Raw genomic sequence first — 20,767 nt, forward strand, 5'->3', positions numbered from 1 at the left:
ATTTCTGCCGTTAGCGTGGACACATGGCCAACTTCGTTCTCGACCTCGGTAAGCAGTCCGCATCCCTCGGCGTCGCCTCCGTCTACGGTGATCAGCAGGACGTCGACGGCGTGCGCTTCATTCCCGTCGCACTGTCGTGGCACGGCTTCGGGGGCGGCTCCGACGACAGCGGCAACGAGGGCGGTGGCGGCGGTGGCTACACGGTTCCCTTGGGCGCCTACATCCGCAAGGGCGACGACCTGCGCTTCGAGCCGAATCTGGTGTCGCTGCTCGCGGTGGCGATTCCGTTCGTGTTCGTCGCCGGTCGCGCCCTGAGCCGCGTGATCCGCGCCCTCAAGAAGTAACGTGCCGCGGGTCGGCGCCTCGCTCGCCGGCATCGCCGCATCCGTCGACGCGTGCGGGCCGACGCGTCTCGTCGTCATCGACGGCCGGTCCGGTGCGGGCAAGACGACGCTGGCACGCGAGCTCGCGGCAGCACGGCCCACGTTCGCCGTCCTGTCGCTCGACCAGCTCTATCCCGGATGGGATGGATTGCGCCGGGGTGCGGATGCGGCGATCAGCGGCGTGCTGGCGCCGCTGGCGCAGGGGCGCCCCGGTCGGTGGCAGGGCTGGGACTGGGAGTCGGACGGGCCGGCCGACTGGCATGACATCGCGACGGGAACGCCCCTGATCCTCGAGGGCGCGGGCCTCCTGACGCCCGCGGCGGCCGCTCTGGCGCCGGTTCGCATCTGGGTCGAGGCGGAGGACACCCTGCGACGGGAGCGGGCACTGCGGCGCGACGGTGCGACGTACGAACCGCACTGGGACCGGTGGGCTGCTCAGGAGCGGGATCATCTGCGTGCGAACGACCCGCGCTCCCTCGCGACGCACATCGTCCGCGTCTGATTCAGGGGCCGTCGGTCGCGCTGATCAGCAACTCGAGCCGGTAGCCGAGCCACTCGTACACGCCGAAGCGGGCATCGTCCGCCGGGTGATCGTGATCGTCGTCGATGCCCAGCCGCGCGGCCAGAATCAGTCGTACGGCATTGAGCGTCCGCATCCATGCCGCCACCTGGCGTGGCTCGAGCGAGATCTCCATCTCTGCGAGAGCCTCGTCGAAGGCGTGCTCGTCCGACGGGTCCAGCTCGCCCGCGCTGGCGAGATCCGCGAGAACGGTGCCCGCCTCCGCGCTTCGCCGACGCAGGAGGTCTCCGCGGGTCGCGGCGTGGAACTGATCCGCCGACGCCGCGTCGTCGGGATAGGCGGAGGGCGTCAGCCGTGCCACGGCCGGGTCGGATGCGGCATCCTCATCCGACAGCAGATCGACGAACTGCCCGACGAGACCACGCAGGTGGACGGCTTCGACGCGCGTGAAGGAGAGGGTCACCGCGTCGCTCATGCGCCGGGCGCCCGTCGGACGGTGGCCCAGAGACCGTAATCGTGCATCGCCTGCGCGTGCAGCTCCATCTGCTCCCGCATCCCCTCCGCCACGACGGCATGCCCCTCGTTGTGCACCGCCATCATGCGTCGGGTGGCCTCCTCCCGGGAGAACCCGAAGTACTCGCGGAAGACGTGGACGACGTAGCTCATGAGGTTGACGGGGTCGTTCCACACGACGGTCTGCCAGTGCGGGTCGAGGGTACCGACAGTGCCGAGATCGACCCGTTCGTCGAGATCGGGACTCGCGGGCGCCGCCATCATGCCCACCCCAACTCGTGCAGACGGGCGTCATCGATGCCGTAGAAGTGCGCGATCTCGTGCACGAGTGTCGTATGCACCTCGTCGCGGAGCTCCTGCTCGTCGGCACACGCGTTCAGGTGGGGCTCGCGGTACACCACGATCCGATCGGGTAGCTCACCGACGCCATAGCGGTCGCGTTCGGTGAGCGCCCATCCGTCGTACAGGCCGAACAGTTCGCCCTGCTCGTCGTCCGAGCGGTCTTCGACCACGAACACGACGTTGTCCAGCCCGTCGACCATGTCGTCGGGGAGGCGGTCGAGTTCATCGACGACGAGGCGTTCGAAGCTCTCGTGATCCATCTCAAGCATCAGGCGACCCAGCCTCGCAGCGGAGGGAAGAAGTGGGGTGGCTAACGGGGCTTGAACCAGTGACTCTCAAACCCACGACTACCCATTCTCCCGCAGAATCACGCGGATGGAAGCGAAACCGGACGGTGACGCCACACGACCACAATACCCCCAGCTAGACCCCAAAGTGTGGGCATGCCCACACCTCGCCCACACCTCGCGGAGGGTAGTTAACCCCCTGAACAGAGTTACCCGATCGTTACGGCCCTAGCAGACTTCTACTCTATGAACACGCATTGAATGTCGGCGCGTCCGCTTACGATGGGGAACACCAACGGAGGGTGTAATACACCCCGTTGGCGATCCAGCATCTATCCCGGGGGTACCACCAAGCATGTCCAGCACGCCACGACCGTCCTGCAGCCCAGAGCGAGCCTGTGCTCGGGTCTGCCCGATCTACCGTCCCGGACAGCAGTGCATGACCCTTGACGAGTTCACGTCAACGTACGCGACGGAGAGCGTCTGCGTAGAAGGCGCCGAAGTCGTCGCCGCCTAGAGAGTGAAGGTGCTCGACCGCTTCCATGACGAACTCGAGCGAGACAGTCGCGGTCCGGTCCTTGCCCTTCGTGGTGAGGTTCCGGTACAGCGTCTTGTGTGGCACGCCCAAGGCGGCCGCTGCGGCTTTCAAGTCCCCGTACTTATCTTCGAGCCGCGACTTCAGTTCCGCACGCACCGCGTCGGACCGTTCGTTTCCCATGCCCCCACCCTATTCCCTAAATGGGGAAACGATTCCCAGATCTGTCATTTCTTAGAGGACTCTCACATTCCCCTTTGTGGGAATCCTCAAACATCCAGCCACCGCTGTTGATTCCCCAATCTGTGCATTAGGTTCCTAAATGTGGGAATCAACGACGCAGCAGCCGCACAGCTTCGCCTCAGACTGGCACAGCGCGGCGAGAACTACCGATGGCTTGCGCTCGCGGCGAAGGTGCCGTACAAGCGCGTACTCGACGAAGTGAAGAACGGGAAGAAGAAGCTCTCCCTCGAAACGGCAGAGAGCTATGGGGACGCCCTGGGTATCAGCCTCCCCGAACTGGTGGCCGCGGCATGACCGCCGCCACGCTCGAGCAAGCCGTCGGCGCCCGCACGATCGCGGAGGTGCTGAACGCCTCGCTCGAGAAGGTCTACCGGATGACCAGGGCGAAGGAGATCCCCTCGTTCAAGGTCGGCCGCGAGTACCGCTACTTCCCGACGCAAGTGCTCGCGAAGCTCCAAACGCCCGCGCCGGCGTGGGCACAGTCCAACCGTTCCAAGGGCCGGCGGCGGGTCGCATGATCCGCTACGTCCCCGTCCCGTTCCTTGTGGCCGGCGTCGCACTCGGCTACCTCTTCCACGAGCCCGCCAAGGCCAACGGAGCACTGCTGCTCATGTTCGCCTGCCTCATCCTCCTCATCCTCTGGATCGTCTTCCTCGCTCCCGGAAGGTCAGACATGCTCAACGCCAACACCCTCAACCCCGGCACCCCCGTCGAGCTCAACGTCACGGTCGGCCCGAAGACGAAGACCCGCCCCGCGATCTACACCGGCACCTTCGCCGGCTCCTTCACCGTCCAGACCGACGATCCTCTCCACCCGGTCCGCGCCTACCGCTGGGACGACCCTGCCGCGTGGATCTCCGACCCCGGCAGCGGCCTGGCGTACGGCCTCTTCGACGACGAGCCGGTCCTCGTCTCCGCCGTCCCCGAACGGGAGTAACCCCCTCCCACCCAGCCCTCGTCGCTTTCAGCGGCGACGGGGGCACTACTCGGCATGCCCGAGAACAACTGAATCCGGCACCCATCCCGCCCACCGAGCGGCTTAGGGCTGATCCGGCGAACTCCATAGAGATAAGCGTCACGACGCTGCAGCGACGACAAGTCGCACCCTCCCGAACGGGGGAGCGTGCAGCCCGTGGTGTGAAGACCACAACACCGTGGCGGGCCGTCTCGTGAGGACGGCCGGCAGGAATCGAAGGGATTCCCAGACTTACGCACCGACGGACCGGCGGCACGAACCCTCACGGGTCGGGCTGGTGAAGGTACGGCGCACGCTCGCGGGAGCCACAGCCGGGGTTCGAGCCCCCGGGTGCGCACTCAAACCGACACGAAGGGAACCGCGCATGACCGAGACGGAACTTCAACAGCGCACGGCGGTGCTCCTGCACAACGTGCTGCGCGAGGCGGCTATCGTGCGCCGGCGCTCGATTGAGCCGTGGTGGCACAAAGAGACGCAGGCGATCAACGCGGCGGCGGCTGACGCGCTGGATGAGCTAGCCGATTCGTACGGGGGGTGACGCCGATGAGCAGCACCGACCTCTGAGCGCAGCGGGCGAGCGGCATACACCGGGCGTTCGAGACCCCGGCGCCCACGAGGCACCCTGCCTCCCTGAAAGGAGCCACATGGCACCCACGTTGTTCGGTCGGCGCACCCCGTCGCTGACCTCATCGCTCGGCGCGAAGGCCGACACTCTCAAGGCCAAGGAGGTGACCTCCGCTGCGGAGGCCGCGTCGTTCGCGGCCTTGTCGCACAACAAGGCCGCCGAGAGCCAGGAGGCCGCCCGGCACGCCGCCGCGATCGACCAGGCGCGCAGCATCCTCGAGAGCGCGGGCGTCGAGTGACCGCAGCCGTCGTCTGGCTGGTCATCTGGATCATCCTCATTCCCGTCTCGTTCTGGGCGCTCTACCTCATCTCCGTCGGAATCGGCGTGCTGATCGAGCACCACACCAACAAGATGCGGTGGGCGGCGATCGGGGCCGTGACCGGCTTCGTTCTCGGACTGATCGGCGGCGCGTCCGCCTTCGTGCAGGTCGTGCTGCAGATCATCTCCGTCGCGCAGCTCGCCTCGGGCGGCTAACCGTCGCAGCCGCTTCGCGGCACAAGTAGTTCACGGCGCGGGGTGGGTTCGACTCCCACCCCGCGCACTCGCGGCGCGGGCAACTCGGTGGGCTGGGCAAACCCCATCGTCTTCCCGCGCCGCTCTCTCTCACCAACCAAAGGAGTACCCATGTCCGCGTTCACCGCCAAGCCCAGCCCCGCCCCGAAGAAGCCGAAGCAGAAGAAGGGCAAGCGCCCTCGCCTCATCGCCGGAGACGGCGTCATCGGCGCGACCGGCACTCTCGGACGCATCGAGCACAAGCTCGACGGCGACCTGTACCGCGTGCGGTGGGACGACGGCCTCATCACCACATCCGCTGGCGATCGTCTGACGAAGCGGTTCACCTCGCAGTCGCGGTCGCTCGGACGCGTCCGGTGATGCACTGCGCTGACGGCGGGTCGGCCTTGCCCGCCGTCGCGCTGCTCTGCGCACTTCTTCTCGCCGCCGCCTGCATCGCCGGCGGCCCCAACAAGCCGAGGAACCCATGATCCAGCAGTTCCGTTCGTACCCCGACACTCGCCAGTTTCGCAGTGCCTACATCCGCGGCGAGCGGCCTCGACTCTCGTTCTCGCGCCATGCTGCTCAGCGCTTCGCCGAAATGCGCATCACCGAGGACGAGCTCTTCAACGTCCTCGCGAAGCCGCTCCATGTTGGCTACTCGGCGAAGTACGACGCCGTGACCATCCAAGGGGAGCGGATCGCTGTCAGCGTCATGCTGGACAGATACGGCTACCCGGAAGTCGCGACGATCCTCTGGCGGACCCGCGAGGACTGGGCAGAGGCGTCCGAGCGTGGACACATGGGCGAAGGGCGGCGAGTCAAGCTCACCGTTCCCACGCGCGCCGATCGGGCGGCGGTGGCCCGGTGACGACGTACGAGATCCCCTTCTCCGTCAGCCACCACGCGATGAAGCGCGCTGTGGCGATGGGACTCGATGGCGACGAGGTGCGCGACGCCATGCTCCGCCCTCGTTCGGTGCAGCCCTGCGGTGCAGGCAAGGAGTACCGCCAGCGGGGGAAGATCACGGTCGTCGCGACGACGGAGGTGCCGGCCACGATCGTCACCATCTTGTGGTCGACCGCCGCAGCGTGGCGTGACGATGCCGAGACGGTGCGATCGCGTGGCGACACCGACCACCGCTCCATGACGCGACTGCGTCTTGCTCGCAAGGCTCAGCGACAGCACGGTGGGCGCCGCGGACGATGACGACACTTCCGATGGTGTTCCCCGACGATCGGCCACGCGCACGTCGCTCGGACCCCATCACGTCGCATCAGGCCGCCGACCAGACCACTCGCCGCGGCGATGCGCACCACGAAGTCCTCTCTTGGCTCTCGCTTAACCCGGAGGGGCTGACCGACGACGAGATCGCCGACAAGCACATCCGCTCCCGCCGGAAGAAGCACCAGAAGCCGTGCTCCGGCTCCCGCCTCCGCACCGCCCGCTCAGAGCTCGTCGAAGACGGGCTCGTCGAAGCGATCGGCGAAGGCTCATCCGTCCTCGGAAACCCTGCACAGAAATGGGGCCTACGTGTCCAACGTCCTTGAGTTCCCGACCCGCGAACCCGAGTCGCCGGTCCTCGAACGCGCGACCGTCAGCGGAGTGCTCGAATCCGCGCGGTCACCGCGCCACGGAGACTTCGTGTTCAGCGTGCAGTACCGAGGCCCCGCGGGTGGCGTCACGTTCACGGCACCCGGTACCGGATTCGTCCAGGACGTGAAGCTGTTCGACGACCACACCATGACCATCACCTACGCCGGGGGAGTGAGCGTGACCGCCCGCGGCGACGCCCGCCTGACCTGGTACCCCGCCCCTTAAAGGAGACCCATGACCAACGTACTCATCGACCGGAAGCCGCGACGCGGCTCGCGGTTCACCGGAGCTCTCTCGCTCATCTTCCTCGGCTCGATCGTCCTCTCGGCGGCCGCGCTGTCGATCTTCCTCGCCACGATGGCTGTTCGCGCGGTCTTCGGTCTGTGACTCTCGCTTTCACTGGCCCCGGCCAGCTCGTCTATGGCATGCCCGAGGAGAAGTACCATCGCTCTCCCGGGCTGTCGTCCACCGGCGCGAAGAAGCTGCTCAAGTCGCCCGCGCACTACCAGCACTACATCGCGCAGCCCCAGGAGCCCAAAGCGGAGTTCGACACCGGCTCCGCGGTGCACTCCAAGGTGCTCGGCGTCGGCGCCCAGATCACCGTCTACCCTGACGGCACTGGACGCGAGACCTTCGAGTTCGAGGGCAAGGAACTCGACAACGTGCTCGCCGCGAACGGTGCCGTCAGCACGAAGGCGGCCAAGGCATTCGCGGACGAGGCACGCGCCCACGGTCTCATCCCCGTGAAGCGTGTCGTCGCTCGCGTCGTCAACCTCATCGCCGAGTCCGTTCTCGCCAACGACGTCGCGCGAGCGATCCTCGAGAAGGCGACTCCCGAGGTGTCGATGTTCGCGACGGACCCGGACACGGGCGTCAAGCTCCGTGGTCGGCTCGACGCTGAGGGACCGAGAATCGGCGACCTCAAGACCACGAGTGGTGAGGCGTCGGAGAGCGGGTTCGCGCAGCAGGCGTTCCGCTTCGGGTACGACGTGCAGCAGGGCCACTACGACCACATCTACGAGCTCATCACGGGTGACCGGAAGCCGTTCCTGTTCATCGTCGTGGAGTCGAGCCCGCCCTACCTGACGAACGTCTTCGTCCTCGACGCCGACGCTCAGCGGATGGGGAAGGAGAAGGCGCAGCGCGCGCGCGAGCTTTACGCCGAGTGCATGGAGTCCGGCCGCTGGCCGGGGTACTCCAACGCCTCGGGAGGCCCGATCGGTGTGCTCAAGCCGCCCATGTGGTCGATCTACGACTTCCAAGACCAATTCGACGGGGAGGCAGCGTGAAGCTGGCAATCGATCCCACTGCGTACGCCCTCGGCGGCGACGCATCGCTCACTGATCCGCGCGAGCGGCGCCTCAATGGTGTCGCGAACCACGGGCGGCATCGAATCGAGATGCCGTTCATGACGCAGGTCACCGACAACCTGTGGCATGGGGGCGTCGAGCACGGCCTCGTCCTGCCGGAGTTCGTCGACTTCAAGCTCTCCCTCTACCAGTGGGAGGACTACTGGATCGGACACGACCTCAAGGACTCGCTCACTGTCGAGATGTACGACTCTCTTGACCAGGGATTCGAGCAGGTCGCCGAGCTCGCAGAGTGGGTGAACGAACGCCGCGCGCAGGGCACCGTGTTCGTCCACTGCCAGGCGGGCCTCAACCGGTCGAGCCTGGTCGTCGCGAAGGCGCTGCTGCTCGCTGGCGACGTGTCCACCGGGCAGGAGGCCATCGACCTGATCCGCGCGAGACGAGATCCGGCCTGCCTCTGCAACCCCGCCTTCGAGGCATGGGTGGCGGCGCAGTGACCGCGGACATCGAGATCCCGGCTGTCGACGCCGAGCCGAGCCGAATCGGACGCCGGCGCGCCGCGCCTTCCGGGGGCGCTGCTCCCGGAGACGACCCGGATGACATCGGGACCGTCGACGAGAAGGTCGCAGCGCTCTACCGCGCCTACCCGAACGCCGCGTACGACACCACCTACGCCTGGTGGGAGACCGCGCTCGGCGTGCGCAGCTACGCCTTCCGAGCCTCCATCTGGCTCGACCGATCCGACGTCACTGGACGGCCCGACGCCGTCGGACACGCGGAACGGACCTACGGGGAAGGCGAAGAACCCTACGCGTCCCGCGCGATGGAGACCGCTGAGTCGGTCGCGCTCGGGCGCGCGCTGCGCTTCCTCGACGTCGACACCCGCGCGAAGGACTCGAGTGGGTAAGCCCACAGGGTTCGATCGCGACACACTGTTCGCGATTTGGGACCGAGACGGCGGCCGCTGCTTCAAGTGCGGCCGCCGTCTCGTGTTCGAGTACCGCGGCATCGACTGGTCCGCGCACCACCGCAGCCCCCGCCAGATGGGCGGCTCGAAGGTGTGGTGGATCAACCAAGCAGCCAACGGTCTCCTGCTCTGCGGCTCGGGCGTCACTGGATGCCACGGCTGGGTGGAGGGGAACCGACGCGAGGCGGAGATCCAGGGCTTCATCGTCCGCCGAGGTATCCGCCTCCCCGCCGACGTCCCGGTTGAGCACATCGTGCACGGCCCCATCTATCTCACGAACAAGGGCACATGGACACTCACCCCACCCGATCCCTCAACAACCACGAGCTCGACGGCGCGATAGAGCGCTACTGGGTGCTCAGCCGACGTAAGGCTGAGCACCCGCGACGCGCGGCGCAGCGCGCCGAACTCGGGCGGCTGCTGCGCGAGTCGTTCAGGCGTGGACGTGGGGAGCGCCACTGGGCGCGCCGCCTGAACACGAGCCCCTACCGCATCCGACTCGCTGCCGTAGGCGCATGATGCGCGACGAGCAGGAGGACGCCCGTCAGCGTCACGCCTCCGCCCTCGCCGCGCTCATCGCAGCCGAGAGCCGGTCCGCGGACGACCCCGACCGCGATCGACTCATCCGCCGACACCAGCATCGCGTCGCGGCCGCTGAGAGCCGCCTCGCAGACATCGAACGCCGCATCGGCGAGCACTGACCAAGGAGACCTCATGCCCGTTGCAGAACCCGTCACGCCCCTCAAATTCGCGCTGAACTTCACGAAGATCGGCAAGCAGTACAACCGCCACGCACCGAAGTTCGCGCCCGACGAGTTCATCGACGACCCGGAACGTCGCGCCAGCTTGCCCATCGTCCCGGACGGCTTCACGCCGCTCGAGGGCGACCTGCCGACGGTCGCCGCCCGCGCAGACCAGCTCAACGAGGCCCAGCTTCGCAGCGGGTTCCTCAACTACTTCTTCTTCCCCGACACGGTGACCCCCGAGGACAAGCCGCTGCACTGCAACGTCTGCGGCAGGGTCGCGGCGCGCGAGGCCAGCGCGGACGAGTGAGGGAGTCCGACCGGGTGTGCCGGTCGCTGAAAGGGCGCGCGTACTGCGGCCGACAGAACAAGAACCACACCGAATCGTGGCAGCGCACGAACTGCGTCGACTGCCGCGCCGCGGGGCGGGCCGACGGCATCCGCCTCCCGCACTGAAAGGACTCGCCATGCCCATCATCCACCTCACCCGCGGCCTGCCCGGCTCCGGAAAGTCGACCTACGCGAAGCAGTGGGTCAAGGACGACCCCGAGCACCGCGTCCGCGTCAACCGCGACGACATCCGCGGCATGCTCTACGCCACGACCGACAAGAAGCTCTCGCCCGAGCAGGAGAGCCACGTCAGCGCAGTCGAGAAGTCGATCGCGCGCGCCGCGCTGCAGGACGGGCTCGACGTCATCATCGACGCCACGAACCTCAACGTCCGCTTCATCGGCGCCTGGCTGAACATGGGCTACGAGGTGCGGTTCATCGACTTCCCGGTCGCGCTCGACGAGGCGATCGCGCGGAACGCGGCGCGAGAGAACCCGATCCCCGAGCAGGCGATCCGCACCATGCACAAGCGGTTCACGATCGACGGCGATCTCCCGCCGGCGCCCGTCGCGCGCCGAGCCTCCATCCGCCCCTATGTGCAGGACTGGCGACTCACGCCGGCGGTCATCGTCGACATCGACGGCACCCTCGCGCACAACACGGGCGGTCGCTCGCCGTACGACATGACGCGCGTGGGCGAAGACACCGTCGACGTGAACATCGCCGCGATCGTAAACGCCATCGAGATGACGCACTGCGTGATCCTCATGTCGGGTCGAGACGAGACCGCGCGGGCGGACACCGTCGAATGGCTCGCGAACGCCAGCATCCGCTACGACCGCCTCCTCATGCGCGCCGCCGGCGACAACCGCCGCGACGACGTCGTCAAGGCAAGCCTCTTCGACCTCCACGTGCGACCGAAGTTCAACGTGCTCGGCGTGATCGACGACCGCCCGCAGGTGTGCCGGATGTGGCGCGCGATGGGGCTGACGACGCTGCAGGTCGGCGACCCGACGAACGAGTTCTGACAACCAACGAAAGGAACCCATGACCAGCTTCACCATCGAGGACTCCGCGAACTACGCCGCACAGGTCGTGCGCGTGCCCGCCCCGTTCTCACTCCCGAACGCCGACCGCCTCGTCGGGCTCGGCATCTTCGGATACACCGTCATCACGCAGAAGGACGGCACGCTCCGCGAGGGCGACCTCGCCGTGTTCTTCCCGGCCGAGTGCCAGATCAGCGACGCGCTCGCGTGGGCGGCCAACCTCTACCGCCACGCCGAGCGGAACATCGACCCGTCGCAGACCGGCTACCTCGAGGACAACCGGCGCGTGCGTGCCCTCAAGCTGCGTGGCACCGTCAGCAACGGCCTCATCCTCCCGGTTTCCGTCGTCGCGGACGCATTCGGCGTGCCCGAGTCTGACTTCGTGGAAGGCACCGCGTTCGACGCGATCAACGGCGACGAGGTCTCGCGGAAGTACCGCGTGAAGGAACCCGCCGCGCAGGTCAGCCGCGAAGCGGCGAACGTCAAGAAGGCGTTCAAGCGCGTCACCGACAAGCAGTTCCCGGTGCACATCGAGACGGACCAGTACCTCCGGAACGAGCACCTGATCTCCGACGAAGACATCCTCATCGTCACGCAGAAGCTCCACGGCACGTCGTTCCGTGCCGGCCGAGTGCCGGTGCGTCGGAAGCTGACGTGGCTCGAGCGCCTCGCCAAGCGTCTGGGCGTGAAGGTCGCCGAGGCCGAGCTCGACGTCGTGTTCGGCAGTCGGCAGGTCATCAAGGACATCCACAACCCGCACCAGGCGCACTACTACGGCGTCGACCTGTGGTCGGCGTTCGGGCAGACGATCGAGGACCGCATCCCTTCCAACGTGATCGTCTACGGCGAACTCGTTGGATGGACGCGCGACGGCGCAGCGATCCAGTCGGGTCACACGTACGGCGTACCGCACGGTGCCGCCGAGCTCTACCTGTACCGCGTCGCGATCGTGACCGACGGAGGTGACCTGTACGACCTCTCGTGGGACCAGGTGCGCACCTTCGCGAACGAGCACGGCTTCAACCACGTGGCTGAGCTGTGGCGCGGCGCCAAGCGAGACTTCGTGCTCGAGAACTTCGTCGAGAACGACTTCGCCGCGGACTTCTATATGGCGGCGCGCTCCGGGTTCTTCCCCTTCCGCGACATCCCGGTCTCGCTGAGCGAAGACGGCACGGGCGCCGACGAGGGCATCGCGATCCGCGTCGACCGCGGCGGCCGAGTGCCGCTGCTGTTCAAGCACAAGAACCCGAGCCACTTCCTGTTCGAGACCGCCCAGCTCGACGCCGGCGAGGTCGACCTCGAATCCGCAGAGAGCGTGCCTGCTTGAAGCACATGATGCCCTCGGCCAGCCTCTCGGGGTTCTTCCGCGATGAGGCTGGCCTGCTGCATCGGGTGTGGATCGCAGAACCCGATGAGGTCATCCATGAGCGCGAGGAGCCCATGCTGTCGTGGTCGCTTCGTGAGATCGTCGCCGCGCGAAGCACGATCACATTCCGATACGACCACGACCGCCCACACCTCATGGTTGTCGAGCAACTGCCCGACGAGCCGAACCCGATCTACGACGCGCTTCGGGCGCGGGAGGACATGACATGACCCTGAGAGGCGGCGTCGCCGCGTTCAGACTTCCGCTACCGCTCGATGCCTTGTCGACGATTCGCGAGGCCGTGGAGCGGCTGTACGGCACGGGCGAAACGATGATGCGCCCCGAAGGCGACCGCATCACCATCGTCGCCCCCGCGGAAGGCTGGGGGCCGCGGAAGCGCGGACGCGGCGCGCTGCCGTCGTCAGCGAACGACCAGATGCGGCTCAAGCACATCGAGCTGCGCGACGGTCGGGCGAGCATGACCGTCGAGGACACCCAGTACACCGTCTTGCTCGTCTCGGAGATCTCCCGCCAGTGGTTCGAACTCGTGGGAGGCGTGAACTACGTCGAGACGAAGCTCTCGGTCGACGGGGGCGCAGAGCCCGAGTTCATCTTCACGATGCAGCGCGTCGATGGGCTCAGCCCCGCCGACAAGGCCGCGGCAGCCGAGGCTCGCGTAGCTGAACTCGAGGAACAGATCTTGGAGATGAGGGGGCGCTGTGGCTGCTGAGATGCCGGAGACGGCTGACGAGTGGATCGCCGACCTTGAGTCGCACGGGTACACGCGGCTCGACGAGTGGAAGGGAATGCGCGCGGGGGCTCGCGTTCGTCACATCGGGCAGAGGTACGCGGAGGCGTCCGACCGAGGCACCGCGAACGTCGTGGCGATCCTTCGGAACTCGGGATCGAGCTGGGAGCGGGACTACGAGAGCCCGGATGTCGAGATCGTCGTCGAGCGCGACAAAGCCGGGCCCACGACCTGGGCGAACTACCACACCGTCCTCGTCGAGATTCAGGAGCCGATCCAAGCATGAGCACTTTCCCCCAGACGCCGGTCCATTTCCCGCGCATGAAGGTGCGGGGGAAACGGAACAGGGCGAAGCTCGTTCCCCGGGTTCACGTCCGGCAGGTGCTCTACGGCACCATCCAGGCTGGATTCGACGGAGCGCGGCCCGGAGAGGTCGTCTTCGTAGCGAGGAATCCTGCCACCCACCAAGTCGAGCTCGTCCAGTGGCAAGACGGCTACGGACGGAACGTTCCCGGGCCGCGCACGCCGCGTGCGCGTTACCTGGCGCCAACGAAGAAGCCCTCGCCGTTCCTCGGAGTCACCCTCGGCGCGCCGATTGCGCCGTCCGTCATCGACCTGCTGTTCGGAAGGGAGCGTGCGATGAATGCCACGTGACCAGCGTCTCTACATGACGTTCCCCAACGACTTCCACCGGCACCCGAAGATCACTCGGCTGCCGGTGGAGGTCCGTTGGGCGTTCGTCGAGATGAACGGGGAGGCCCGCGAGGCGGACAACGACGGCGTGTTCGACGCTGCCGACGCCGAGTTCCTGTGGCCGCTCGATGTCCTCGACCAACTCGTCGCTAGTCACCCGACGCGGCCTCTCGTGCTGCGCCAGGGCGACAAATACGTGATCCGGGACTACGGAGAGCACCAGGAGACGAAAGCGGCCCGAGAGGCCCGCGCAGCGAAGAACCGCGCCAACGGTCAGAAGGGCGGCCGCCCCCGGAAAAACCCAGTGGGTTCCGGTCCGGTTTCGGGTGGGAACCCACCGGGAACCGGCTCGCAACCGAACCGAACCCAGCACAAAGCAGAGTCAGAGTCAGAGCTAGAGACAGAGATAGAAGATCCAGTCCGTCAGTCATCTCACGTTGATAGCGGCGAGATCGACGACGGACCGGATGAAGCTGCTCGGGTCGTGTTGCTCGGGCTCGGCGTCAACACTGACCGACTGCTGCATCACATCCAGGAGCGCACGGGCGTCGTCGTATCTCCGGCCGAAGCCATGCGCGTCGCCACCGACATCCTCGCCCGCGGCGGCGATGTCATGAAGCCGCAGGCGTACGTGCTCCGCTCGATCACCAACGACCCCGACGCCATCCGGGCCGCGATCACCGCCGCGCGCCCAACATCCATCCCGCAGCGAGAACCCGAGTGCGCCCAGCATGCCGGCTACCCACTGCCATGTGAACGATGCCGCCGAGACGCGGCAGAGAAGGAGAAACCATGACCGTAACCTTGCCCTTCACCGCCTCAAACGGCGTGACCATCGACCGCGACTTGGAGGGAGACCTCGCCGCGAGCTCCGGCCAGTACCTCGGGAAGGACGCGGAGCAGGCGTTCCGGGAGCTCTTCGCCGCGCAGCACCCCAATGCACACGGCCTCCACCGCGACTCTCGCTTCCCCGAGTACATCTTCATCCGCCAGCACCGCAGCGATGACGGGGATGGGCGGGCGGTCGGCGTGATCGACCTCGAACAGAAGGAGTTCTTTACCGCCTGGGAGAACTTGAACCGCGACTCTCGGGAGCGTTGGATCATCGCAGGGCACGCCTGGCTCGACGCCAACCCTGATCCGGCGCCCTGGATGGATGCCAAGCCCGGCGAGGTGTGGAGACTCACCACGAAGAGCGAGCAATCCAACGAGAACGCGTGGCGCCTCGAATCCGGCGCGTTCATGTTCGACGACGGGGGCTTCGTCCTCGCTGACGAGATCGTCGCCGGGGAGCGCATCTGGCCGAAGGCTGACGCGTGACCGGAACGAAACGAGCACGACGACAGGCGCCCGAAGGGGCGCCTGTTCTGTGTCCACCAGACCATCAGCACGGGCGGACCAGCTCCTGCTACAAGACGCACCGGTGCCGGTGCCAGCCCTGCAGGGAGGGCGTGGCGAAGCGGGAGCGAACCCGTCGCGCGGGCCACGTCGCTGGCGTACGGCGCAGGAACGTTGATCCGAGTCGCGCGGCGGCGCACGTTCGGATGCTCCTCGACAGCGGAATGACGCAGCGTCACCTCTCGGGGCTCGCCGGACTCTCGGAGGTGACGTTGAAGCGACTCCGGTCGGGTGACGTGCCGTGGATCTACGCGTCGACTGAGCGCGCCATCTTGGGGATCAAGCCTGTTCGGAGCGTGGGCGCGGGGCGTCGCGTGGACGCGACCGGTGCGCGCCGGCGTATGCAGGCGCTCATGGCGATCGGATACGGCTCAACCGAGTTGGCGGTGATGCTCGATATGCCGAAGAACGCTGGACCTCGGATCATGCGCGCGGAACTCGTCGTGGAGGAGACCCGCGTCGCGGTCGTCGCGCTGTACGAACGCCTCGCGATGAAACCGCCGGAAGACACCTGGCAGACGCGCCGTATCCGCGGCTTCGCGGCGAAGCACGGGTACGCCCCGCCGCTTGCGTGGGACGAGGAGACGATCGACGACCCGAGCGCGAAGCCCGCGGCTTGGAAACGTGGACAGCGCGAGTCTGGCTTCCTTACGAGGCTCGATGAGTCCGTCGTCCTCGCCGCCATCGACGGACAGCAGCCGGAGCTCTCGCCTCCCGAACGTCGTCGTGTGATCGCGGTCCTCCATGAGCGCCGGTGGTCGGCAGGCCGCATCGGCTCGTGGATCGACTGCAGCGCGAAGACCGTCGACCGCATCCGCGAGGAGCTTCACCTGCCGATCTACGACGTAGCCGACGTACGAGCGGCGGCGTGACGCGCTCGAGGAAGTCCGCGAAGTCCGCGGGCACCGCGCACGAGACGAACATCGCCAGCTACCTCGCGTCCGCGCTCGGTGACGACCGCATCGAACGCCGCGCGCGGAACGGCGCGAAGGACCGAGGAGACATCTCCGGCGTCCGCACCGCACTCGGCGAACGCGTCGTCATCGAAGCGAAGGACTACGGCGGCCAGATCAAGGCAGCGGAGTGGGTCAAGGAGGCCCACGTCGAAGCCGGAAACGACGACGCGCCAGTCGGTGTCGTCGTCGCGAAACGGCGGGGCACCACGAACCCCGCAGACCAGTACGTCATCACCACCCTCGGCGACCTCGTCGTCCTCCTGGGCGGCAGAAAGGAACCCAAATGACCAAGAGCACCCCGGACATCCGGAGCGAGGCGCTGCACCATGCGGCCGCGATCATGAAGGCCGCCCTGCAGGGCGGCGGAGCACAGGTGACCGCCGACCAGACCGTCGCGTTCGCCAAGAAGTTCGAGACCTTCCTCACCGGGGAGGACGCGGCCTGATGGCAGGCGAGACCGTCATCACTGTCGTCGGCAACCTCACCGCCGATCCGGAGCTGCGTTACACGCAAACCGGACTCCCCGTCGCGAACTTCACGATCGCGAGTACGCCCCGAACCCTCGACCGCCAGTCGGGGGAGTGGAAGGACGGCGAAGCACTGTTCCTCCGCGCGAGCGTGTGGCGAGAGTTCGCCGAGCACGTCGCCGGGTCGCTGCAGAAAGGCTCCCGCGTCATCGCGACCGGCCGACTCAAGCAGCGCTCCTACCAGGACCGTGAGGGCAACAACCGCACCTCCATCGAGCTCGAGGTCGACGAGATCGGCCCGAGCCTCCGCTACGCCACCGCCCAGGTCACGCGCGCCGCGTCGAACAACGCAGGCGGCGACGGGCAGCAGTGGAACGGCGGAACCCAACCGCAGCAGTCCAACCAGTGGGCGCAGCAGCCCAACGGCGCAGACGCATGGGCAGCCCCCGGCGCCTACGGCGACGACACCCCGTTCTAAGTCAGGAGACCACATGACCGGACTCACCATCCCGCAGACCAACATCACCGACGACGAGGAGGCGTGGCTCGAGAACGTGAAGGCGCCCGCGCCGAGGCGCGTCGAGCACACGTGCGGGAACTGCCGAACCCCCTACGGGAAGTCGTCGATCAAGTGCCCGAACGACCGCGGGCCCCTGGATGCGCCGCTGCGCGCCGGCGTCGCGCCGCTCACGATCGACGACGAGCGCGTCGAACCGCTGACGGCGTACGACATCCGGGACGAGGAGATCGTCCTCGGAGGCCGTCGCGGCGGAGCGTTCCTCGACGCCGAGTACGAGTACGAGGGCCGCCGCGGGTGACGATCACCTTCGTCGACGACTTCTGCGGAGCCGGCGGGAGCTCGCAAGGGCTCAAGGAAGCCGGCCTCACTCTGCTCCAAGCGGCAAATCACTCCGAGAAAGCGATCGAGACGCACTCGGCGAACTTCCCGGGCGCGGACCACCTCCTCACCGACCTGCTGACCTACAACCCCCGGATGCGGCCGAGAGCTCACGTGCACTGGATGAGTCCTTCGTGCACGTGGCACTCGCCCGCCGGCGGGCGCAAGCGGAAGCGGGCGATGCTGGACATGTTCGACGAGCACGTCCCCGACGATGTCGGCGAGCGGTCGCGCATGACGATGATGACCGTGGTGTCGGTCGCCGAGGCGAAGCGTCCCCCGATCGTCTTCGTCGAGAACGTCGTCGAGGTCGCTGACTGGGAGCTCTTCGAGGTCTGGCTCGCCGGGATGACGGCGCTCGGGTACGAGCATCAGATCCTCTCGGTGTCCGCCGCCCATGTCTGGTCGGACGGGAATCCTCCCGCGCCGCAGTGGCGCGATCGTGTGTACTTCGTCTTCTACCAGCGCGGGATCGACTTCCCTGATGTGTCGCCGAGGCCCTGGGCCGCGTGTGCAGACTGCGGGCGCGACGTCCGCGCGGTTCAGTCGTGGAAGCGGCCCGGGCGGAGGATCGGGAAGTACCGCCAGCAGTACGTCTACGCGTGCCCCGTGCCAGGCCACCCGGTCGTGGAGCCCTACGTCATGCCGGCGCTCGACGCTCTCGATCTGAGCGACCTCGGTGAGCGCATCGGGGACCGGAAGCGACCCCTCGCGGCCGCCACGATGCGCCGTATCCGCGTCGGCGCGCTCATGTTCGGGGGAGAGACCGAGGTCGTCAAGCACACCGGTCACTCCTACGACGCGGCGAAGAGCTACCACCCCCGCCACGGGGACATGGACGCCTACTACCGCGTTCAGCCCGCGGCTGAACCGCTCGCAGCGAGAACATCCACGCCGGGTGACGCAGTCGTCCAGCCATTCACCGTTCAGCGGCGCGACTACAACGGCCCGGACCAATCGCGCGTTGCGAGCGTGATGGAGCCGATGCGGACGCGCACTGCGAGCGATCGCGGCATCCACGGCCTCGTCACCCAGCCCTACCTCGCCGAGTATTACGGCAACGGTGGAGCGCAGGGGACCGACGAGCCAATCGGGACGGTGACGACGAGGGAGCACCACGCGTTGGTGACGCCGATCGGCGTCACGCTCCGCAACCACGCCCACCCGTACTCCACCGCGGACGAAGCGGTGCCGACGGTCGCCGCGGCTGGCAACCATCACGGCATCGCGACGCCGTTCCTGTCAAAGCACCACGGCGGCCTCGACTACAAGGCGATCGGACACATGAACAAGCCAGTCACGGAGCCTCTTCCGACGATGGTGAGCAAGCCGAACGTCTCGCTCGTGACGCCGACCCGCCGCGCACGGATTACCGCGACGCCGGAGGAGGTCGACGCCATCGACATCTCCGACTACCGGTTCCGGATGCTGCGCTGGCGCGAGCACGCCACCGCGCAGCGCTTCCCGCGTGACTACGTCTTCACCGGCAACGGCTCGGAGAACACGCTCATGGCGGGCAATGCCGTGGCGTCGAACGTCGCGCACTACCTCGGTCTCCTCGCGCGCGTGGCGCTCGGCGACACCCCGGCCGACCAGCTCGGCCTCGATTGGTTGGAGGACGCAGCCTGACCGACATCACAGAGTGCGTGACGCACGACCTGCAGCACCTTGGGGGAGCGGACCGACCCCGCCCGTGCTTCCGGAAAGAGCACTGGGCGACCTGTCCGCAGGACGGATGCCGCGGATGCGTCCCCCGCGACGCCGAACACGGCCTGCTCTGCCGAGTCTGCTGGGCGAAGACGCTGGATGCGCTCTCCCGCGTCGAGAACCTGATCGTTCACCTCCGCAGCATCGAGAAGATGGCGCAGGCGGTCGGCGAACGGGTCGACACGACGATGGAGAAGCGTCTCATCCTTCCCGAGACGTGGATGGCGGCGGACTCCCTCATGGACGCCCTCGGGCAGCCACCCATCCCGTCGACGGCGTCCATCGACGAGGCATTCGTCCTGGCCCGCGAAGCCATCGCGGAGTGGACGAACCCCGAAGCAATCGTGCAGACCCGCGAAGGCGCCAAGCGGGCCGTCGTGCTCGTGAAGCGCATGAACATGGCGCTCAAGCGGTGGCCGGACTCCGAGGTGGGCATGCGCCGCATCCCGTACCTCGCGTGCCCGATCTGCCACCTCGCCCACCTGTGGCGAAAAGGCCCAGCAGAGGTCGGCGACGAGCTCATCGTCATGTGCGGCACCGACTACGGCTACCCGCCCGAACTCGGCTACAACTGCCGGTTCACCGCGGACTGGTTCGAGTGGCTGGACAAGTACGGGCCCGTCATCACGGCCCTGTTCCGCGAGATCGACAAGGGGGAGCGGAGGGTCACCGACATCCGCCCCCAGGCCATGCCCTCGGTCTGGCAAGGCTGACAACACCCCCTCGAGCGGGCGGCTGCACACGACGTGCGGCCGCCCGCTCTCGCATGAAAGGAGAACCATGCACGACAACGAAGCGCTCGTCGCCGAAGCGCGAGCGCACATCGACTCCCTCGCTGATGCCGTGCCCTACGAGATCGCGAATCTGATCCGCACCGGCACAGCCTCGGACCCCCGCATTTCTCTGCTCGTCCGGCTCACCAACGCACTGGCCGCGACGCTCCCCAAGAAGGGCGCCCGCTACCGCACCGTCCGCCCGGCGACCGACGAACCGCAGGTGGGCGAGCTCGTCCAGTCGAAGTTCGGCCCCGCCTCGGCCGCCGTCTGGCGCATCGAACGAACGAAGCGCCTCCCAGGGCGGAACGGCGACATCGACCTGTTCGTTCGCTCCCTCTCGTCCCACAAGGGCGGCACACGCCGCGCCTCGAGCATGCTCATCGTCGAGGCCGTCGAATGATCGACCCCGACTGCCGCGACGGCAAGCACCGCGCATGCCTCGGCAACGCGTGGGATGACGAGAACGACAAGCCCACCGACTGCGGATGCTCGTGTCACGTCGAAGGCGTCGACCGTCAACGGCAGGAGGCGAGTTGAGCGCGTTGGTGTCCGAGGCGTTCGCGCTGCTGCGCGAGTGCCGCGCTGACTACGACCTCACGCTCTACGCCAACTACGTGCGCGCCGAGGCCGCGACCAACGGAGCCCTGCTCAACGCGCGCGGCCGTGCACGCGACATCGACTCCCTGTCCCTGTTCATGGGCAACGAGACCCGCGCGCGAGCGTACGCATCCGACGAGCTCATCGAGCACTGGCGCACGCATCCCCGCGTGACCTTCGCCCAGTTCGAGCGGTCGTGGATGAACGACCGCGAACAAGAACTCCTCACGGCAGCCCTGTGACTGCCACCCAA

At 67.3% G+C, this 20,767-nt stretch carries 42 protein-coding genes; 38 read left to right on the plus strand and 4 right to left on the minus strand.

Annotation, left to right across the window (positions count from 1 at the left end):
• Positions 1 to 23: 23 nt before the first annotated feature.
• Both SK224_RS07915 and SK224_RS07920 read left to right on the plus strand, forming a co-directional pair.
• Complete coding sequence (locus SK224_RS07915) at positions 24 to 344, plus strand: hypothetical protein (protein ID WP_320434181.1); 321 nt, start codon at positions 24 to 26, stop codon at positions 342 to 344.
• A gap of 1 nt (position 345) precedes the next feature.
• Positions 346 to 885, plus strand: coding sequence for a hypothetical protein (locus SK224_RS07920; RefSeq protein ID WP_320434182.1), 540 nt, complete (start codon positions 346 to 348; stop codon positions 883 to 885).
• Between the two features lies 1 nt (position 886).
• Here SK224_RS07920 and SK224_RS07925 read toward each other — a convergent pair whose 3' ends face one another.
• The 4 genes from SK224_RS07925 to SK224_RS07940 form a co-directional block, all read right to left on the minus strand.
• Positions 887 to 1,378: a DUF2017 family protein gene (locus SK224_RS07925; RefSeq protein WP_320434183.1), complete on the minus strand. Its 492-nt coding sequence runs from the start codon at positions 1,376 to 1,378 to the stop codon at positions 887 to 889.
• Positions 1,375 to 1,677, minus strand: coding sequence for an ATP-dependent Clp protease adapter ClpS (gene clpS, locus SK224_RS07930; RefSeq protein ID WP_413816768.1), 303 nt, complete (start codon positions 1,675 to 1,677; stop codon positions 1,375 to 1,377). The genes SK224_RS07925 and clpS overlap by 4 nt, the downstream gene beginning before the upstream one ends.
• Positions 1,677 to 2,027 carry a metallopeptidase family protein gene (locus SK224_RS07935; protein WP_320434185.1) on the minus strand — a complete coding sequence of 117 codons (351 nt, stop codon included), beginning with the start codon at positions 2,025 to 2,027 and terminating at the stop codon, positions 1,677 to 1,679. Before SK224_RS07935 ends, clpS begins: the two co-directional genes overlap by 1 nt.
• A 478-nt stretch (positions 2,028 to 2,505) precedes the next feature.
• A complete protein-coding gene (locus tag SK224_RS07940) occupies positions 2,506 to 2,763 on the minus strand; it encodes a hypothetical protein (RefSeq protein ID WP_320434186.1) in 258 nt (85 codons plus the stop codon).
• Positions 2,764 to 2,904: 141 nt separating this feature from the next.
• Between SK224_RS07940 and SK224_RS07945 the strand changes: the two genes are divergently transcribed.
• The 36 genes from SK224_RS07945 to SK224_RS08120 all read left to right on the plus strand — a co-directional run bounded on the left by SK224_RS07945 (position 2,905) and on the right by SK224_RS08120 (position 20,756).
• A complete protein-coding gene (locus tag SK224_RS07945; RefSeq protein ID WP_320434187.1) occupies positions 2,905 to 3,117 on the plus strand; it encodes a hypothetical protein in 213 nt (70 codons plus the stop codon).
• Positions 3,114 to 3,341: a helix-turn-helix domain-containing protein gene (locus SK224_RS07950; protein ID WP_320434188.1), complete on the plus strand. Its 228-nt coding sequence runs from the start codon at positions 3,114 to 3,116 to the stop codon at positions 3,339 to 3,341. The genes SK224_RS07945 and SK224_RS07950 overlap by 4 nt, the downstream gene beginning before the upstream one ends.
• Complete coding sequence (locus tag SK224_RS07955; RefSeq protein ID WP_320434189.1) at positions 3,338 to 3,760, plus strand: hypothetical protein; 423 nt, start codon at positions 3,338 to 3,340, stop codon at positions 3,758 to 3,760. The genes SK224_RS07950 and SK224_RS07955 overlap by 4 nt, the downstream gene beginning before the upstream one ends.
• 403 nt (positions 3,761 to 4,163) lie before the next feature.
• Positions 4,164 to 4,337 carry a hypothetical protein gene (locus tag SK224_RS07960; protein WP_320434190.1) on the plus strand — a complete coding sequence of 58 codons (174 nt, stop codon included), beginning with the start codon at positions 4,164 to 4,166 and terminating at the stop codon, positions 4,335 to 4,337.
• Positions 4,338 to 4,443: 106 nt separating this feature from the next.
• Positions 4,444 to 4,662 carry a hypothetical protein gene (locus SK224_RS07965; protein ID WP_320434191.1) on the plus strand — a complete coding sequence of 73 codons (219 nt, stop codon included), beginning with the start codon at positions 4,444 to 4,446 and terminating at the stop codon, positions 4,660 to 4,662.
• The gene (locus SK224_RS07970; protein ID WP_320434192.1) at positions 4,659 to 4,898 is read left to right on the plus strand and encodes a hypothetical protein; all 240 of its coding nucleotides are present in this window, start codon (positions 4,659 to 4,661) and stop codon (positions 4,896 to 4,898) included. Before SK224_RS07965 ends, SK224_RS07970 begins: the two co-directional genes overlap by 4 nt.
• 150 nt (positions 4,899 to 5,048) lie before the next feature.
• A complete protein-coding gene (locus SK224_RS07975; RefSeq protein WP_320434193.1) occupies positions 5,049 to 5,297 on the plus strand; it encodes a hypothetical protein in 249 nt (82 codons plus the stop codon).
• Positions 5,298 to 5,403: 106 nt separating this feature from the next.
• Positions 5,404 to 5,787, plus strand: a complete 384-nt coding sequence (locus SK224_RS07980) for a hypothetical protein (RefSeq protein WP_320434194.1) — start codon at positions 5,404 to 5,406, stop codon at positions 5,785 to 5,787.
• Positions 5,784 to 6,125 carry a hypothetical protein gene (locus tag SK224_RS07985; RefSeq protein WP_320434195.1) on the plus strand — a complete coding sequence of 114 codons (342 nt, stop codon included), beginning with the start codon at positions 5,784 to 5,786 and terminating at the stop codon, positions 6,123 to 6,125. Before SK224_RS07980 ends, SK224_RS07985 begins: the two co-directional genes overlap by 4 nt.
• The gene (locus SK224_RS07990) at positions 6,122 to 6,466 is read left to right on the plus strand and encodes a hypothetical protein (RefSeq protein WP_320434196.1); all 345 of its coding nucleotides are present in this window, start codon (positions 6,122 to 6,124) and stop codon (positions 6,464 to 6,466) included. The genes SK224_RS07985 and SK224_RS07990 overlap by 4 nt, the downstream gene beginning before the upstream one ends.
• On the plus strand, positions 6,450 to 6,737 hold the full coding sequence (locus SK224_RS07995) for a hypothetical protein (RefSeq protein ID WP_320434197.1): 288 nt from the start codon (positions 6,450 to 6,452) through the stop codon (positions 6,735 to 6,737). The genes SK224_RS07990 and SK224_RS07995 overlap by 17 nt, the downstream gene beginning before the upstream one ends.
• A 9-nt stretch (positions 6,738 to 6,746) precedes the next feature.
• Positions 6,747 to 6,899 carry a hypothetical protein gene (locus tag SK224_RS08000; RefSeq protein ID WP_320434198.1) on the plus strand — a complete coding sequence of 51 codons (153 nt, stop codon included), beginning with the start codon at positions 6,747 to 6,749 and terminating at the stop codon, positions 6,897 to 6,899.
• Positions 6,896 to 7,801: a PD-(D/E)XK nuclease-like domain-containing protein gene (locus SK224_RS08005; RefSeq protein WP_320434199.1), complete on the plus strand. Its 906-nt coding sequence runs from the start codon at positions 6,896 to 6,898 to the stop codon at positions 7,799 to 7,801. The genes SK224_RS08000 and SK224_RS08005 overlap by 4 nt, the downstream gene beginning before the upstream one ends.
• Positions 7,798 to 8,319: a dual specificity protein phosphatase family protein gene (locus tag SK224_RS08010; RefSeq protein WP_320434200.1), complete on the plus strand. Its 522-nt coding sequence runs from the start codon at positions 7,798 to 7,800 to the stop codon at positions 8,317 to 8,319. The genes SK224_RS08005 and SK224_RS08010 overlap by 4 nt, the downstream gene beginning before the upstream one ends.
• On the plus strand, positions 8,316 to 8,729 hold the full coding sequence (locus SK224_RS08015) for a hypothetical protein (RefSeq protein WP_320434201.1): 414 nt from the start codon (positions 8,316 to 8,318) through the stop codon (positions 8,727 to 8,729). The genes SK224_RS08010 and SK224_RS08015 overlap by 4 nt, the downstream gene beginning before the upstream one ends.
• On the plus strand, positions 8,722 to 9,132 hold the full coding sequence (locus tag SK224_RS08020; RefSeq protein ID WP_320434202.1) for a hypothetical protein: 411 nt from the start codon (positions 8,722 to 8,724) through the stop codon (positions 9,130 to 9,132). The genes SK224_RS08015 and SK224_RS08020 overlap by 8 nt, the downstream gene beginning before the upstream one ends.
• Positions 9,078 to 9,308, plus strand: a complete 231-nt coding sequence (locus SK224_RS08025) for a hypothetical protein (protein WP_320434203.1) — start codon at positions 9,078 to 9,080, stop codon at positions 9,306 to 9,308. Before SK224_RS08020 ends, SK224_RS08025 begins: the two co-directional genes overlap by 55 nt.
• Positions 9,305 to 9,490 (plus strand): hypothetical protein, encoded by a 186-nt coding sequence (locus tag SK224_RS08030; protein ID WP_320434204.1) that lies wholly within the window; start codon positions 9,305 to 9,307, stop codon positions 9,488 to 9,490. The genes SK224_RS08025 and SK224_RS08030 overlap by 4 nt, the downstream gene beginning before the upstream one ends.
• A gap of 13 nt (positions 9,491 to 9,503) precedes the next feature.
• Positions 9,504 to 9,842 (plus strand): hypothetical protein, encoded by a 339-nt coding sequence (locus SK224_RS08035; RefSeq protein ID WP_320434205.1) that lies wholly within the window; start codon positions 9,504 to 9,506, stop codon positions 9,840 to 9,842.
• A 157-nt stretch (positions 9,843 to 9,999) separates the two neighbouring features.
• The gene (locus SK224_RS08040; protein WP_320434206.1) at positions 10,000 to 10,890 is read left to right on the plus strand and encodes an AAA family ATPase; all 891 of its coding nucleotides are present in this window, start codon (positions 10,000 to 10,002) and stop codon (positions 10,888 to 10,890) included.
• 19 nt (positions 10,891 to 10,909) lie between these two features.
• Positions 10,910 to 12,235, plus strand: a complete 1,326-nt coding sequence (locus SK224_RS08045; protein WP_320434207.1) for an RNA ligase family protein — start codon at positions 10,910 to 10,912, stop codon at positions 12,233 to 12,235.
• Between the two features lie 8 nt (positions 12,236 to 12,243).
• Positions 12,244 to 12,504 carry a hypothetical protein gene (locus tag SK224_RS08050; RefSeq protein WP_320434208.1) on the plus strand — a complete coding sequence of 87 codons (261 nt, stop codon included), beginning with the start codon at positions 12,244 to 12,246 and terminating at the stop codon, positions 12,502 to 12,504.
• Positions 12,501 to 13,004 (plus strand): hypothetical protein, encoded by a 504-nt coding sequence (locus SK224_RS08055; RefSeq protein ID WP_320434209.1) that lies wholly within the window; start codon positions 12,501 to 12,503, stop codon positions 13,002 to 13,004. The genes SK224_RS08050 and SK224_RS08055 overlap by 4 nt, the downstream gene beginning before the upstream one ends.
• Before the next feature lies 1 nt (position 13,005).
• Complete coding sequence (locus SK224_RS08060) at positions 13,006 to 13,308, plus strand: hypothetical protein (protein ID WP_320434210.1); 303 nt, start codon at positions 13,006 to 13,008, stop codon at positions 13,306 to 13,308.
• Positions 13,305 to 13,676, plus strand: coding sequence for a hypothetical protein (locus SK224_RS08065; protein ID WP_320434211.1), 372 nt, complete (start codon positions 13,305 to 13,307; stop codon positions 13,674 to 13,676). The genes SK224_RS08060 and SK224_RS08065 overlap by 4 nt, the downstream gene beginning before the upstream one ends.
• A gap of 13 nt (positions 13,677 to 13,689) precedes the next feature.
• A complete protein-coding gene (locus SK224_RS08070) occupies positions 13,690 to 14,511 on the plus strand; it encodes a hypothetical protein (RefSeq protein WP_320434212.1) in 822 nt (273 codons plus the stop codon).
• Positions 14,508 to 15,035, plus strand: a complete 528-nt coding sequence (locus tag SK224_RS08075; RefSeq protein WP_320434213.1) for a hypothetical protein — start codon at positions 14,508 to 14,510, stop codon at positions 15,033 to 15,035. The genes SK224_RS08070 and SK224_RS08075 overlap by 4 nt, the downstream gene beginning before the upstream one ends.
• Before the next feature lie 224 nt (positions 15,036 to 15,259).
• Positions 15,260 to 15,985, plus strand: coding sequence for a hypothetical protein (locus tag SK224_RS08080; protein WP_320434214.1), 726 nt, complete (start codon positions 15,260 to 15,262; stop codon positions 15,983 to 15,985).
• Complete coding sequence (locus SK224_RS08085; RefSeq protein ID WP_320434215.1) at positions 15,982 to 16,356, plus strand: hypothetical protein; 375 nt, start codon at positions 15,982 to 15,984, stop codon at positions 16,354 to 16,356. Before SK224_RS08080 ends, SK224_RS08085 begins: the two co-directional genes overlap by 4 nt.
• Positions 16,353 to 16,514 (plus strand): hypothetical protein, encoded by a 162-nt coding sequence (locus tag SK224_RS08090; protein ID WP_320434216.1) that lies wholly within the window; start codon positions 16,353 to 16,355, stop codon positions 16,512 to 16,514. The genes SK224_RS08085 and SK224_RS08090 overlap by 4 nt, the downstream gene beginning before the upstream one ends.
• Positions 16,514 to 17,014, plus strand: a complete 501-nt coding sequence (locus SK224_RS08095; RefSeq protein ID WP_320434217.1) for a single-stranded DNA-binding protein — start codon at positions 16,514 to 16,516, stop codon at positions 17,012 to 17,014. The genes SK224_RS08090 and SK224_RS08095 overlap by 1 nt, the downstream gene beginning before the upstream one ends.
• Positions 17,015 to 17,027: 13 nt before the next feature.
• On the plus strand, positions 17,028 to 17,354 hold the full coding sequence (locus SK224_RS08100; protein WP_320434218.1) for a hypothetical protein: 327 nt from the start codon (positions 17,028 to 17,030) through the stop codon (positions 17,352 to 17,354).
• Positions 17,351 to 19,063, plus strand: a complete 1,713-nt coding sequence (locus tag SK224_RS08105; protein ID WP_320434219.1) for a DNA cytosine methyltransferase — start codon at positions 17,351 to 17,353, stop codon at positions 19,061 to 19,063. Before SK224_RS08100 ends, SK224_RS08105 begins: the two co-directional genes overlap by 4 nt.
• Before the next feature lie 17 nt (positions 19,064 to 19,080).
• Positions 19,081 to 19,854 carry a hypothetical protein gene (locus SK224_RS08110; RefSeq protein WP_320434220.1) on the plus strand — a complete coding sequence of 258 codons (774 nt, stop codon included), beginning with the start codon at positions 19,081 to 19,083 and terminating at the stop codon, positions 19,852 to 19,854.
• Between the two features lie 67 nt (positions 19,855 to 19,921).
• Positions 19,922 to 20,317: a hypothetical protein gene (locus tag SK224_RS08115; protein ID WP_320434221.1), complete on the plus strand. Its 396-nt coding sequence runs from the start codon at positions 19,922 to 19,924 to the stop codon at positions 20,315 to 20,317.
• A gap of 133 nt (positions 20,318 to 20,450) precedes the next feature.
• Positions 20,451 to 20,756, plus strand: coding sequence for a hypothetical protein (locus SK224_RS08120; protein WP_320434222.1), 306 nt, complete (start codon positions 20,451 to 20,453; stop codon positions 20,754 to 20,756).
• The last annotated feature ends 11 nt before the right edge of the window (positions 20,757 to 20,767 follow it).

The sequence above is a fragment of the Microbacterium sp. BG28 genome, assembly GCF_034044005.1.
In the GTDB taxonomy this organism is placed as follows: domain Bacteria; phylum Actinomycetota; class Actinomycetes; order Actinomycetales; family Microbacteriaceae; genus Microbacterium.

What these genes read in the sequence shown, in the direction of transcription:
- SK224_RS07915 (WP_320434181.1), top strand. Translation starts at nt 24, where the DNA reads ATGGCCAACTTCGTTCTCGACCTCGGTAAGCAGTCCGCATCCCTCGGC.
- SK224_RS07925 (WP_320434183.1), bottom strand. Translation starts at nt 1,378, where the DNA reads ATGAGCGACGCGGTGACCCTCTCCTTCACGCGCGTCGAAGCCGTCCAC.
- clpS (WP_413816768.1), bottom strand. Translation starts at nt 1,677, where the DNA reads ATGGCGGCGCCCGCGAGTCCCGATCTCGACGAACGGGTCGATCTCGGC.
- SK224_RS07935 (WP_320434185.1), bottom strand. Translation starts at nt 2,027, where the DNA reads ATGCTTGAGATGGATCACGAGAGCTTCGAACGCCTCGTCGTCGATGAA.
- SK224_RS07940 (WP_320434186.1), bottom strand. Translation starts at nt 2,763, where the DNA reads ATGGGAAACGAACGGTCCGACGCGGTGCGTGCGGAACTGAAGTCGCGG.
- SK224_RS07950 (WP_320434188.1), top strand. Translation starts at nt 3,114, where the DNA reads ATGACCGCCGCCACGCTCGAGCAAGCCGTCGGCGCCCGCACGATCGCG.
- SK224_RS07955 (WP_320434189.1), top strand. Translation starts at nt 3,338, where the DNA reads ATGATCCGCTACGTCCCCGTCCCGTTCCTTGTGGCCGGCGTCGCACTC.
- SK224_RS07960 (WP_320434190.1), top strand. Translation starts at nt 4,164, where the DNA reads ATGACCGAGACGGAACTTCAACAGCGCACGGCGGTGCTCCTGCACAAC.
- SK224_RS07965 (WP_320434191.1), top strand. Translation starts at nt 4,444, where the DNA reads ATGGCACCCACGTTGTTCGGTCGGCGCACCCCGTCGCTGACCTCATCG.
- SK224_RS07975 (WP_320434193.1), top strand. Translation starts at nt 5,049, where the DNA reads ATGTCCGCGTTCACCGCCAAGCCCAGCCCCGCCCCGAAGAAGCCGAAG.
- SK224_RS07980 (WP_320434194.1), top strand. Translation starts at nt 5,404, where the DNA reads ATGATCCAGCAGTTCCGTTCGTACCCCGACACTCGCCAGTTTCGCAGT.
- SK224_RS07990 (WP_320434196.1), top strand. Translation starts at nt 6,122, where the DNA reads ATGACGACACTTCCGATGGTGTTCCCCGACGATCGGCCACGCGCACGT.
- SK224_RS08000 (WP_320434198.1), top strand. Translation starts at nt 6,747, where the DNA reads ATGACCAACGTACTCATCGACCGGAAGCCGCGACGCGGCTCGCGGTTC.
- SK224_RS08025 (WP_320434203.1), top strand. Translation starts at nt 9,078, where the DNA reads ATGGACACTCACCCCACCCGATCCCTCAACAACCACGAGCTCGACGGC.
- SK224_RS08030 (WP_320434204.1), top strand. Translation starts at nt 9,305, where the DNA reads ATGATGCGCGACGAGCAGGAGGACGCCCGTCAGCGTCACGCCTCCGCC.
- SK224_RS08035 (WP_320434205.1), top strand. Translation starts at nt 9,504, where the DNA reads ATGCCCGTTGCAGAACCCGTCACGCCCCTCAAATTCGCGCTGAACTTC.
- SK224_RS08040 (WP_320434206.1), top strand. Translation starts at nt 10,000, where the DNA reads ATGCCCATCATCCACCTCACCCGCGGCCTGCCCGGCTCCGGAAAGTCG.
- SK224_RS08045 (WP_320434207.1), top strand. Translation starts at nt 10,910, where the DNA reads ATGACCAGCTTCACCATCGAGGACTCCGCGAACTACGCCGCACAGGTC.
- SK224_RS08050 (WP_320434208.1), top strand. Translation starts at nt 12,244, where the DNA reads ATGCCCTCGGCCAGCCTCTCGGGGTTCTTCCGCGATGAGGCTGGCCTG.
- SK224_RS08055 (WP_320434209.1), top strand. Translation starts at nt 12,501, where the DNA reads ATGACCCTGAGAGGCGGCGTCGCCGCGTTCAGACTTCCGCTACCGCTC.
- SK224_RS08060 (WP_320434210.1), top strand. Translation starts at nt 13,006, where the DNA reads ATGCCGGAGACGGCTGACGAGTGGATCGCCGACCTTGAGTCGCACGGG.
- SK224_RS08065 (WP_320434211.1), top strand. Translation starts at nt 13,305, where the DNA reads ATGAGCACTTTCCCCCAGACGCCGGTCCATTTCCCGCGCATGAAGGTG.
- SK224_RS08070 (WP_320434212.1), top strand. Translation starts at nt 13,690, where the DNA reads ATGACGTTCCCCAACGACTTCCACCGGCACCCGAAGATCACTCGGCTG.
- SK224_RS08075 (WP_320434213.1), top strand. Translation starts at nt 14,508, where the DNA reads ATGACCGTAACCTTGCCCTTCACCGCCTCAAACGGCGTGACCATCGAC.
- SK224_RS08080 (WP_320434214.1), top strand. Translation starts at nt 15,260, where the DNA reads ATGCTCCTCGACAGCGGAATGACGCAGCGTCACCTCTCGGGGCTCGCC.
- SK224_RS08090 (WP_320434216.1), top strand. Translation starts at nt 16,353, where the DNA reads ATGACCAAGAGCACCCCGGACATCCGGAGCGAGGCGCTGCACCATGCG.
- SK224_RS08095 (WP_320434217.1), top strand. Translation starts at nt 16,514, where the DNA reads ATGGCAGGCGAGACCGTCATCACTGTCGTCGGCAACCTCACCGCCGAT.
- SK224_RS08100 (WP_320434218.1), top strand. Translation starts at nt 17,028, where the DNA reads ATGACCGGACTCACCATCCCGCAGACCAACATCACCGACGACGAGGAG.
- SK224_RS08115 (WP_320434221.1), top strand. Translation starts at nt 19,922, where the DNA reads ATGCACGACAACGAAGCGCTCGTCGCCGAAGCGCGAGCGCACATCGAC.